Source organism: Streptococcus sp. 17.1 (genome assembly GCF_016648655.1).
GTDB classification, from domain to species: Bacteria; Bacillota; Bacilli; order Lactobacillales; family Streptococcaceae; genus Streptococcus; species Streptococcus salivarius_E.
Window position 1 is genome coordinate 1 of record NZ_JACLQM010000029.1, and the last position, 12,748, is coordinate 12,748.

6 protein-coding genes are annotated in these 12,748 nt (G+C 37.9%); 2 read left to right on the top strand and 4 right to left on the bottom strand.

Going from position 1 to position 12,748, the window contains the following annotated elements; translation table 11 throughout:
• Positions 1-261: 261 nt before the first annotated feature.
• Positions 262-3,069, bottom strand: a complete 2,808-nt coding sequence (locus H7T99_RS10170; RefSeq protein ID WP_037602290.1) for a KxYKxGKxW signal peptide domain-containing protein — start codon at positions 3,067-3,069, stop codon at positions 262-264.
• A 330-nt stretch (positions 3,070-3,399) separates the two neighbouring features.
• Here H7T99_RS10170 and pdxS point away from each other — a divergent pair, with 330 nt between their 5' ends.
• Positions 3,400-4,272 (top strand): pyridoxal 5'-phosphate synthase lyase subunit PdxS, encoded by an 873-nt coding sequence (gene pdxS / locus H7T99_RS10175; RefSeq protein WP_037602288.1) that lies wholly within the window; start codon positions 3,400-3,402, stop codon positions 4,270-4,272.
• Entirely contained in the window at positions 4,273-4,866 is a 594-nt protein-coding gene (pdxT, locus tag H7T99_RS10180; RefSeq protein ID WP_037602286.1) for a pyridoxal 5'-phosphate synthase glutaminase subunit PdxT, read from the top strand.
• 163 nt (positions 4,867-5,029) lie between these two features.
• Here the strand turns inward: pdxT and H7T99_RS10185 are convergent, their stop codons facing one another.
• The 3 genes from H7T99_RS10185 to H7T99_RS10195 all read right to left on the bottom strand — a co-directional run.
• Positions 5,030-6,229: a hypothetical protein gene (locus tag H7T99_RS10185; RefSeq protein WP_037602284.1), complete on the bottom strand. Its 1,200-nt coding sequence runs from the start codon at positions 6,227-6,229 to the stop codon at positions 5,030-5,032.
• 336 nt (positions 6,230-6,565) lie between these two features.
• A complete protein-coding gene (locus H7T99_RS10190; protein WP_037602282.1) occupies positions 6,566-9,097 on the bottom strand; it encodes a KxYKxGKxW signal peptide domain-containing protein in 2,532 nt (843 codons plus the stop codon).
• Positions 9,098-9,151: 54 nt separating this feature from the next.
• The coding region (locus H7T99_RS10195; protein WP_201035991.1) for a KxYKxGKxW signal peptide domain-containing protein at positions 9,152-12,748 on the bottom strand (3,597 nt) is incomplete at its 5' end.

Sequence of the window (12,748 nt, forward strand, 5' to 3'; positions counted from 1 at the left end):
GTCCTATTATAGCGCTATTTTAGAGACTTTCAAGAAAATATAAGAAATTTAGACAAAAATAAGAAAACGATTACATAAAAAAGCGAGTGAATGGCCAATGTCACAATTTTAGCAGTCACAAGAGTTTAAAAACACAAAAAAATCCAGGACCTATGCCCTGGATTTAGGAGATTATGAAAAAGAAAAGTTTTAGGATGGTTATAGTATATAAAGTAATTCCTAAAGTTTTCTTAAAGTGCGAGAAATATCTTGTTTTCCACTTTAATTAACTTTCTCAGTTGCCACACCATTTTCATCAATGACATAAGTTTTGCCATCTTTTTCAAGGGTTGCATTGGTTGTGATTGGAGATCCGTAAAGATATTTCCTTAATGAAGTTGATTTTTCAAAGTGATAGAGCTTACCGTCAATTTCCTTCCAAGTTGGTTGGTAAAACTCGATTACCCTAGGCTCAAGATAGTATAGATAGCCTTTATCAGTACGGTAGAATCCTATTCGAACGATTCCATTTTCGTCTGAAACGTAACCGGATTTAGTTTCATTACGTAATAATTCTGCGTAAGAACCGAAAAGATAGGTCTTGCCATTTATGGTTTCTGTTGTATTGATATAGCGATATTGGTTGCTTGGATCTAGGTAATAGGTCTTACCGTCAATTTCTCTCCACCCGGATAATAATTTTCCTTCTGAATCTGCAAGATATAAACTATTATATGATTTAGCGGAACCATTAACAAGAAGTTGGCCATCTTGATTGAAGTAATAATAATTTCCGTCGATTAAAAGGACATTATCTTTAGCTTGTAGACCGTCTTCTTTAAAGTAAACACGGTGACCATCTAGTGTGTACCATCCAAAAACTTGAGCACCATCATTTCCAAAGTAGAGCTTATATGAGGAACTAAAGGAATGGAATGCATTACGGAGGAGTTCGCCATTGTTCTTATCGAAATAGTAGTACTTCCCATCTATAAGGATACGCTCACCTTTGATTTGTTTCCCAGTGCCATCAAAGTAGAGTTGAATACCATCAATAGTCTGCCATCCAGTAGCTACTTGCCCCTTATCTTTGAGGTAGGTCCAGTCACCATCTTTATCTTGAACAAAGGTATTTCGAAGTGACGATGTCACACGGCCTTGGTCATCAATTTCGTAGGTCATTCCATTGAGAGTTAGACTACGATTGGTCCACATAGCCCCACTGTCTTTGTCAAAGTAGTAAGTTTTACCATCAATGTCTACTAGGCTACCTTTGACTTGCTTACCATTTTTATCAAAGTAGAGTTGAACACCATCAATGGTTTGACGGCCTGTTAGGAGTTTGCCCTCTTTGTCGTAGTAGTACCAGTTCCAGAAATCATCGCGAACAAATTGGTTTTTAGCCGTAAATTCAGTCACTACTCCCTCATTATCAATTGTGTAGGTCTTATCATCGACTTTCAAAGTGTCGTTAGTAAGGATAATAGTGGTGTACATACCAGCATATCTTTCTGTTCGATATGATTTTGTTAGACGATAGCGCTTGCCATCGATTTCTTTCCATGTAGGCTTATCAACACTTTTTACCTCAGGTTGGAAGTAGTGAAGGTGACCATCAGAGCCTCGTTGGATGCCCTCGAGGAGGACACCGTTTTTATCAGTTCCATAGATTCCAGAGAAACTAGGCCCGCCCCAAAATGTTTTTTTTGAAAAAAGGGCTCCAAAATAGTTTTTTTCTATTTTACTATCTGTGACTAGATAAAGTTTGCTGTCATAACCTATGATACCATCAAGAACTTGACCCTTTAAAGCAAAGATATATTCTTTTCCATCGATAATTTGTTTACCAGTTAAGACTTCGCCGTTAGCATTGGTACGGTAGGTAGAAGTGTTTGCATGGAACATTGAAGGAGTTTCAACAATGCCATATTTGTTCTTGACCAATTGTCCTTGGTAATCAAAAAGATAAATCTTCCCATCAATTGTGACAGTATCATTTTTAGCCAAAAGTCCGTCAGGTTTGAAATAATAACGTTTACTGTCAATGGTATGCCATCCAATAAATGCAGCACCATCTTCGCCTAAGTAATTAGTATAAGTTGTATATTGAGGTTCTGTCCTATAGCCATTGAAAATTGAAGTGTGATGCCACTGATTCGTTAATAGAGAACCATCATTCTCATCGAATCGATAGTATTTTCCACCAATCTCTCGTTCTTGTCCTTTGACTTGTTTCCCATCTTTATCAAAATAAAGGATGACACCATCAACATTTTGCCAACCAGTCAATTTTTCACCGTTGGCAGTGTAGTAATACCAATCTTTTTGGTTGTCAGATTGGAAATGACCACCGGTCACGACCTGAGTAGGTAGTTGTGTTTTTTCGGTTAGGATACCATCAGCATCTGCTAGATAAGTTTTACCATCTACTTCAATACTTGTATCAGTTACCTTACGCCCATTATCTTTATCGTAGTAGTAGTCCTTGCCATCAATGGTTACCTTTTCACCTTTTGCCTGGATGCCATTGTCATGGAAGTAGAGGTTGAAGCTGTCGATGGTTTGTGGGCCAGTTAGTTTGTGGCCCTCGTTGTCTAGGTAATACCAGTTACCCTGATCATCGGATGTGAACTTGCCACCTTGTGAGGGTGTTTCCTGTGAAGTAGTTACGTTGTCGCTTGTTTCAGATGAGACTTCAGCACCCCTATCAGCAATAGTTGTTTCACTAGATTGAGCGGTTTCAACCTTTTTATCGGCCTCGTTACTAGGCTGTGTAGCAGTTGCTTCTGCAGGCTGACTGGCGACATTAGTAGATGTAGTGTCAGTTGAGACTGTATCACTAGAAGTATTTTCAACAGCCGTGCTCGCCGGAGCTACTTCGGTTCTTGTAATGAGGCTAGCACTTGTCTCAAGATTACTGTCAGAGACGACATTTTCAGGACTGTTAACAGCGGTCGTTTCAGGTTCGACCTCATCGGCTCCGACTTGACCAAGGCCAATCAGTGAAGCCCCGATAGCCAAACTTGAGGCAGCGATTGTAATCCAATGTTTCTTAACTTTATGAAGTTTGAAACGAACTTTGTTTTCCATAAATTTCCCCCTTATATGGTGACTTGGTAAATTCATGCTGTGACATATAAAACATCATGAACACCAAAAATTAATTTACGATTATATTTTAATCTTATTTTCTAATAACTTCAATAGAAAACGGATACAAAAATGCCATACTCTTATAAAAAGATGCTTATAGTTGTGATAGTTATAGCCTATAAAAGAGTTTTCCTAATTTATTTATTTTTTCGTCTATAGATATGATTGAAAGGGCAATTGTCCCCATACAGTTTGGGAAATAGAGTCTTTTTTTCAAAAATCATCCTGTGTAAAATAGAGGACATAAAAACATGAGAGGTGATTGCAATGACAAATCGTTACGACTTAAATAAAAATTTGGCACAGATGCTTAAGGGGGGCGTCATCATGGACGTTCAAAATCCTGAGCAAGCACGTATCGCTGAGGCGGCAGGAGCAGCTGCAGTTATGGCCTTGGAACGCATTCCGGCCGATATCCGTGCGGTGGGTGGTGTGTCACGTATGAGTGATCCTAAGATGATCAAGGAAATTCAGGACGCCGTTAGTATTCCAGTGATGGCTAAGGTGCGTATTGGTCATTTCGTTGAAGCACAGATTTTGCAGGCGATTGAGATTGATTATATCGACGAGAGTGAGGTTTTGACACCGGCTGATGACCTTATTCATGTGGATAAAACCCAGTTTGATGTGCCTTTCGTCTGTGGAGCTAAGGACCTCGGTGAGGCTCTTCGCCGTATCTCAGAAGGGGCATCAATGATTCGTACCAAGGGTGAACCTGGGACTGGTGATATTGTTCAGGCTGTTCACCACTTGCGACTCATGAATCAAGAGATTCGCCGTATTCAAAATCTTAGAGAAGATGAACTCTATATTACTGCTAAAGACTTGCAGGTGCCAATTGATTTGGTCCGTTATGTCCACGAACATGGCAAGTTGCCTGTTGTCAATTTTGCGGCAGGTGGTGTAGCGACACCAGCGGATGCTGCGCTTATGATGCAGCTGGGTGCTGAAGGTGTCTTTGTTGGTTCAGGGATTTTCAAGTCTGGAGATCCGAAAAAACGTGCGGAAGCTATCGTCAAAGCAGTAACTAACTACAATCGTCCCGATATTTTGGCGCAAGTGTCAGAAGATTTGGGAGAAGCCATGGTTGGTATCAACAAGGACGAAATTGACATCTTAATGGCAGAGCGAGGAAAATAGATGACAAAAATCGGAATACTGGCTTTGCAAGGTGCTTTTGCAGAACATGAGCAGGTCTTGAAAGCACTTGGGGTTGAAACGGTTCAAATCAGAAATCGACAGGATTGGGAAGCTCACGCTGATTTAGACGGGCTCATTCTACCAGGGGGAGAGTCGACAGTCATGGGAAAACTTTTGCATGATTTAGACTTGTTTGAGCCGATTAAGACGAAAATTGATGCTGGACTACCTGTATTTGGAACTTGTGCAGGTCTGATTTTGTTGGCCAAAACCATAGTGGGAGACCAAACAAAACATTTGGCAAATATGGATATCACTGTAGCCAGAAATGCTTATGGACGCCAATTGGGCAGTTTTGTCACAGATGCTGAATTTAAAGGAATAGGGGAGATCCCAATGGTCTTTATTCGTGGGCCGATTATTGAAGCTGTTGGACCAGAAGTGGATATTCTAGCACAAGTCAATGGGGCTATCGTGGCAGCTAGAGAAAAGCAGATGTTGGTGACCTCTTTTCATCCAGAATTAACGGGTGATACAAGGGTGCATGCTTATTTCCTAGAGATGATCCATCAGGCAAAAGAATATAAGAAATAGCTCAAAATCTATGACATCGTTTATTTCTTGACCGCACAAAAAAATCCAGGACCTAGGCCCTGAATTTAGGAGATTAAGAAAAAAAAGTTTTAGGATGATTATAGTATATAAAGCAAATCCTAAAGTTTTCTTAAAGTAGTAGGTGAGTATTTTTAAGAATTAACTATTGACCGTCTGACCATCCTATGCCAGTGGAACTATCATTGGGTACAACGTAATCATTAAGATTCATACCTGTTTGACTGTTATAGCCATTTCTATCAAAGAAACTGTGGTACTCAGGACCATCTTCAGGATTTCCGGATTTTTTCTCAAAGATATTTTCTCCAGTAAGCTTGTTATAGCCATTTGCATCAATATTACTGAGGTATTCAGATTGTTTTTCGCTAGAAGCAGTATTTGTAGTATTTTCGGTGGTAGAACTAGAGACAGTACCTGAATTCTTTTGAGTAGATTGTGTTGTTACGTTAGTTTGAGTACTAGTTTCAGAGCTATTATTGGTTTCAGTTTTTTGACTAGTTTCGCTTGTATCTCCATCTTTAATCTCAATCAACTTTTGATAAATCTTTTGAGTTAGGTCATTTTGTTGTGTAGCAGTCAATCTTCCAGAAGTTCGGATGATAATCGTACCATAAACATAATGAGATCCAGGATTTAACATAGCTGGGAGTCCGTCGAAAGCACTCAAATACTCATTTCGTTTTTGTGCATCTTCAACTGTTTTGTAGACTTCGATATTGCCACCAGCATCAGTTCCTTTAGTTACAATATCCTTTCCTTCAATAGTGTCAGTAACTAAACTATCAGTAAAATACACGGATGCTGTGTAACTACCTTGTTTATTCAATCCCTTATTTGGATCATTATCTTCGGTTGCTGACTGAACTCCTGTAATGGTATCAATTTCTTTAAGTCTACTTTCGATAAAGCTACTAGAAGGGTTGGTTATTTGTTTTAGTTGTTTAACACTTGTTGAATACTTTTGATTTAGATCATCGAGTTTCTTTATTTCAGTTGTATAATCTAACGGTTTTTTAAGTGCTTCTACCTGTTTGTTAATATCACTTGTTGACTTTTTAATCTTAGAAATTTTTCGTTTTGCCTTCTCAGCAGAAGTGATTTCATTTTTTAATTCAGAGGAAAGATTTTCATCTAAAGGTTTGTCTTTATTACTTAGGAGTTGATTTGCCGTCTTTATTTTATCTTCTAAGATGTTGTTCTGCTTTTTAACCTTTTGAGCAATATTATTGAATGAGTCGACTGCCTTTTGATGGGGAGCAAAGACTAGAAAATAATAAGCAGCAATAAGACAGAGAATTGGAATAAGTCCCCAGAGAGCATTTTTCTTGAGTTTATTTTTCAATTAATTACCTCCAAATATATGTTTATAAATAAAAAAATAATTTTTTAATTATTCTAAATACTATATGATTTATTATACTTGAATTTTAGTATAATAGGAACCTTTTTTTGCTTTCCGAGTTAGTACTTTTAAGTAAAACGCAAAAAAATCCAGGACCTAAGCCCTGGATTTAGGAGATTATGAAAAAGAAAAGTTTTAGGATGGTTATAGTATATAAAGCAAAGCCTAAAGTTTTCTTAAAACGGATGAAATTTTATTTGTGGTATGAAAAAGGAAGTTGACAGTTGGTCGACTTCCTTTTGTGTTGGGTAATTGACCATAGTCACTTGTAAATGACTATCGAAGGATATGGCCAACCCCGTCATTATCAAAGTAATAAGTAACGTGATTGATTGTCAAGGTTACATTATCAGCACGATTACCAGAGCCAGGAAGATAATAGTAAGTCTTACCACCTAAAATGATGAGTTTATCTTTAGCTTGTATACCCTTATATTGTCCATAATCATCATCGTAGAAGTAGACATGCTTGCCATCGATAACTCTTCTACCAGTCAGAATATTTCCCTTACTATTTGCATAATACCAGTTATTTTTGTATTCGAAGTATTTTCCGGTTACAAGTGCACCAGTCTCTTTGTCATAATAATGATCACCACGGTATGGATAATTAAACTCACCTTTCACTTTTTCACCGTATCTAAAGTAGTACTGAATTCCGTCCAAGTATTTAGCACCGTGAAACTTCTTTCCTTCTTTATCAACATAAAACTCTTTGCCGCCATCCTCAACCAATCTATCTGTTACTAAAGCACCGTTATCTTTATCGTAATAGTGATTATCAGGAGCAAAATGGCCTTTGTATTGGACACCATTGGTGCCGAAATAAACGTTAACGTTATCAATGGTATGAGCACCAAGGAGGAGGTAACCCTTGTCATTGACATAGTACCAGTTACCTTCGGAATCACTGATATAGCGGTTTCGTTCAGTTGATTGACTTTTAATGCTGAGGACACCAGATTGGTCTGCCACATAGGTCTTACCATCGAAATCAAAAGTTGTATCTTTAACCTTTCGACCGTTATCTTTATCAAAATAGTAAACCTTGCCATCGATATCAACGAGCTCTCCCTTAGCTTGTCTATGAGTTCCTAAATGGAAATACATGTCGTAGCCATCAATAGTTGCAGGTCCAACGACAGGAAATCCATATTCATTATAGTAACGCCAGTATCCATCTTTATCTTGGACAAAATAAGCAGTAGTCTTAGGGTGAAGATCCTTAAAATCACTAGAAATGAATTTACCAACCCCATCATTATCAAATTCATAGATATTTGGAAATTCTCTCATAATATAGTGCGTAGGAATATTCAATCGTCTATTTCTAGCAATAGTTCCATCATTGTAGAAGTAATAGTTATTGAAAAATCTGTGCACGACCATGTTTCCATCATCTTGGAAAAAGTACCTATTACCATTGATGGTTTGCCATCCTGTGACTGGTAGGCCATCGGTACCTAAATAATACCGTTCGAGTTCAGGATGTTCATTGTTATCATAATTTGCATAAGGAGCTTCGTCAAATCTTATTTCTTTAGCATAGTTTTCTTCAGGAATAAATCGTCCAGCTTTGAAGGTGACGAGGCGGTTCGTCACAAGGGCGCCGTTATCTGGGTCGTAAAAATAGGATTTACCATTGACCTTACGGCGTTCACTCTTGACCTGTCTACCATTAGAATCAAAATAATAGGTCAAGCCATCAATAGTTTGTGGTCCAGTCATAAGTTTTCCATCTTTATCCATATAGTACCAGTGACCACCATTATCTTGTAGAAAAGCGGGATGGTTATTTGCCACTGTAACGATACCATTAGAATCAATATTGAGTTGGAAATCACCGTTGTTGAGATGTGTGTCTTTAACTAATTGTCCTGCATTTTCTTTGCCAGCATCTCCAAACAGATAGAGCTTGTCTCCGACCACGTTCAAGCCATAGCTAAGTTGACCGTTTCTATCAGGATTAAAGTAATAGGTTTGTCCTTTGATATCTTGTAAGCCAGAAACTCGCACGCCATCGCTACCTAGATAGTAAGTTTGACCATTTTCTTCAACAAATTCATCATGGAGCATACGAGCACTATCTGTAAAGTAATAGAGTTTTCCATCAATGGTTTCGAAACCAGGATGTTCTCGCTCTTTTTTGAAATAATAGCGTTCTCCATTAATATCTTGCCATCCCATAAGCTTATTACCGTTGTTATCGTAGTAATAAGTTACGTAATAAGGATGTCTTGTGGTAATAAGACTACCTAAATAGTTTTCTGTTTCAATGCGTTCTTCTTTTTCGGTAACAAATCCATTCCTTTTTTCAGTAAAGGCAGAACGGTCAGTTCCTCTTGTGGTATTTTCGTTTGGGATATCACCGACAGGTGACACATTCTCAGTTGTAACACTCTCACTTGTCGTTGCACCTACCTCAGAATGTGTAGTTTTCGGGCTGGCTACTTCTGAACTAGCTGTACTTGTGACTTCAGAGCTTAGTTTTTCAGAGACTGTTTCTGTTGAAGCCACTTCTGAGTTAGCGACTGGTGTTTCTGACACTGTGGTAGCTTCGGTCGAAGCGGTAGCAGGTGTGTTTTCTACAGCTTTAGCTGTGGCTTCACTAGTTGCTGGAGCATCGACGTCAATAGCACCTTCTTTGATGATAGCTTCAACAGTTGCTTCATTAACAGGGGTAGACTGTTCTTCAGCTGAAGCATAGTTAAGGCCAGCAAAACTCAATCCCAAAGCCAGTCCTGTCACTGCAATAGTTACCCAATGTTTTTTAACTTTGTGAAGTTTAAAATGTACTTTCTTTTCCATGATAATTCTCCTTTCATTGAAAGACAAATTGGAATTATATGTGTGAAATAAATATTATTCGTAAATATATTTAATAACCCTTCCATCACCGTTTTCATCGAAATGAACAAGCTCAGCTTTCACCTTGTAACGAATTGAGTGGTTAAAAGTAATGTCAACATTTTTAGCACGTTTTCCAGTTTTTGGGTAATAATAATGGTAGTAGTAGTCATTTCCCGCCCAAATTGTTCGCAATTCGTCGTAGCCTAGTCTACCATCATCGTGGAAATAGTAGTAATCATCTCCAATCTTTTGTTCTCCCTTGTAACATTTACCATCACTACCAACATAGTAACGATTACCGTCAACGTCAACGAATTTGTCACGTCCTAAGTCAACAAGTTCACCAGTATTCTTGTCATAGTAATAACCATCATCAGCAACAATACCTTTAGCTTGTTTACCATCTTTATCAAAGTAAACCTTCACATTATCGATAGTTTTGTGTCCAGTTACCTTTTGACTATTTTCATCGACGTAGTACCAACTATTAGAATATTTTTTACCAAAATATCTAGTAATTGCACCAGTTGAGGTGTCTGCTAGACTAGGGTATCTATCGAATTGAAATACTTGAACATAATTATGGTCGATAGGCTCATTACCTAGGTCGGTGATAAAATGCCAAGGTTTTATTTGAACATAACGTTTTGTGACTAAAGCTCCGGTGTCCTTATCGTGATATCTACCATCTGGTGCGAAATCCCCTTTTAACTGTGGTCCATCAGGGTAGAAGTAGTAGTCCTCACCGTTAATAGTCTGATAACCTGACACCTTGTAGCCACTATTATCTAGGTAGTAGCGGAATGTAGTTGAGATACCATTAGCACGCCATTCACGAGCGATTCTTACAGTACGTTCTCTGAAAGTATTTCTTGCTAAGTTACCTGTATGTTTATCGTAATATTTACCGTTTTTTGCGAAACCTCCTTTTACTTGCTCTCCATTTTCATCGAAGAATACTGTTTCACCATTAATAGTATGCTCCCCTTTTAAAGCGATTCCTTCGGAACCAAAATAGTAAAATGGTTTTGTATCATCGCTAAATCCATTGTGGTTAGAAGGAACGTATAAGTTCCTAGCTAGATGACCATTATCATTCATATAATGGATATTGTGGTAGTCATCATAGAACAGTCCATTTTTTTTGATATCATCTTTCTTTTCAGTAATGACACCTTCTTGATCTGAAATATAAAGTTTATCGTTCACTTCAAAAAGTGTTCCAATGACACGCTCACCATTATTTTTATCGTAGTAGTATTTGTTTCCTCCTTGTTTAATAAACTCTCCTTTAGATTGCTTTCCGTTTTGGTCAACATAATACCATTTACCATTTATCATAACTGATCGGTTGACACCTAAATTAACACGAGCACCGGTATCTTTATCATAATAGTAACCATCGTCTGCGAACTGGTCTTTGATTTGTTCACCATAGGCATTGAAATAAGTAGCAACACCATTTATTGTTTGGGGACCGTGAAGGAATTTTCCGTCATATCCTGCATAATAGGTGACTTTTCTAATTTTAGGGTTAAGATAGTCATTCTCTAGGTGATAGATAGTAACGTATTGATTTTTAACCATCATTCCTTGGTAGTCATAATAATAGCTGTTTTCAAATTCGTCGGTAACAATTTGGTTGCGATAGTTTAAAGCATATGGTACTTCAGAGAGTTTACCTTCATTATCAGCTTTATAGGTCTTACCATCGATTTGAATAAGAGAGTTGATAACCATTTGTCCATTATGCAAATCATAGTAATGTTTTGGTAGACCTGAATTTGAGTAGCTAGCCTCACCTTTTAGTTGACGACCATCACTGTCAAAACAAACATGATAACTATCAACAATTTGGTTTCCAATGAGTTTTTGACCATTTTCATCGACATAGTACCAGTTCCCATTGTCTTCTACATAAGCATTGGTAACAAGTTCACCACTATCCTTGTCATAGAAGTGTCCATTCGGAGCGAAGTGTCCTTTAACTTGGACTCCACTGTCCTTAAAGTAAACTTTGACGTTATCAATGTTTTGTTCGCCAATGAGTTTATTGCCATCGGAGTTGTAGTAATACCAGTTGCCTTTATCATCGCTGACATATTGGTTATGGAATCTAGAATCACCTTGGATAGTGATGTTCCCTTCTTTATCTGCGATATAATGGATACCGTTTAACTCAAAAGATGTATCCTTGACTTTACGACCATTGTCTTTGTCAAAGTAGTAAATTTTATTATCAATATTAATGAATTCGCCTTTAGCTTGATGTCCTTCTGGACGAGATGATTCATGGAAGTAGAGTTCAAAGCCATCAATAGTTTTAGGTCCAGTGATAGGAAATCCGTCTTTGTTGAAGTAATACCAACGACCTTCGTAGTCCATCATAAATTGATTTTTTGGATAGTCTCTATTATTTTCTGAAGGAAGAGTATAGTAAGTTGGGAACGGATAAGTCACAATGTTTAGTTGTTTATTGAGATAATGTGCCACCCCATCGTTGTCTGAATAAAATACATATGGCATAGACTTCCATAGACCCTTTTCGATGATAGGATATTGTTTATTTTTGACTAAGGCCCCTTTGTCGTCAAAGTAGTAGCGTTTGTGATCTAATTCCATTAGTCTATGAACAGCAACTTGACCATTGTCATAGATGTAATAGTCGTTACCTAAAATTGTCTGACGACCTTTCTCAAGTGTGTTACCATTTTTATCAAAATAGTAACGTTCTAATCCAGGCATTACATAATAGTTTGGTTCGATATAAGCAGGTTCATTGAAGTAAACAACTTTACTATAGTTTTCTTCTGGAATATAGTGGTTGTCTTTGAATGTAATAAAACGGTCTGTTACTAGCTTGCCATCGTTTTCATCGTAAAAGTGCAGTTTGTCGTCAACTTTCCTAAGCTGCCCTTTTACCATAGTGCCGTCATCGTTAAAGTAATAATGGAAACCGTTGATGTCTCTTGGTCCAGTAACCAGCTGCCCTTTTGCATCTACATAATAGGTAACACCATTTGCATCTGAAACGAAACTTTCTCTTTTATCTGTCTTTTTTGTGATACCTTCCGCTTCAACAGTGATGGTGAAATCACCATCTTTTTGTGAGGTATCTAAAGTTGTTTTATCAGGAGAAGTGCTTATGATGAGGTTTTCGTTGTTTGTAGGTGTATTTGTTGCACTTACCTCAGAATGAATAATTTCAGAATTAGCTGCTTCCGAACTAGCTGCGCTTGTCACTTCAGAGCTTGGTTTTTCAGAAACTGTTTCTGTTGAGGCTACTTCAGAGCTTGGTTTTTCAGAAACTGTTTCTGTTGAGGCTACTTCAGAGCTGGCCACTGGTGCTTCTGACACTGTGGTTGCTTCGCTCGAAGCGGTAGTAGGTGTGTTTTCTGCAAGTTTAGTTGTGGCTTCACTAGTTGCAGGAGCTTCAACGTCAACAGCACCTTCTTTGATGATGGCTTCAACAGTTGCTTCATTAACAGGGGTAGGCTGTTCTTCAGCTGAAGCGTAGCTAAGGCCTGCAAAGCTCAATCCCAAAGCAAGTCCTGTCACTGCAATAGTTACCCAATGTTTTTTAACTTTGTGAAGTTTAAAATGTACTTT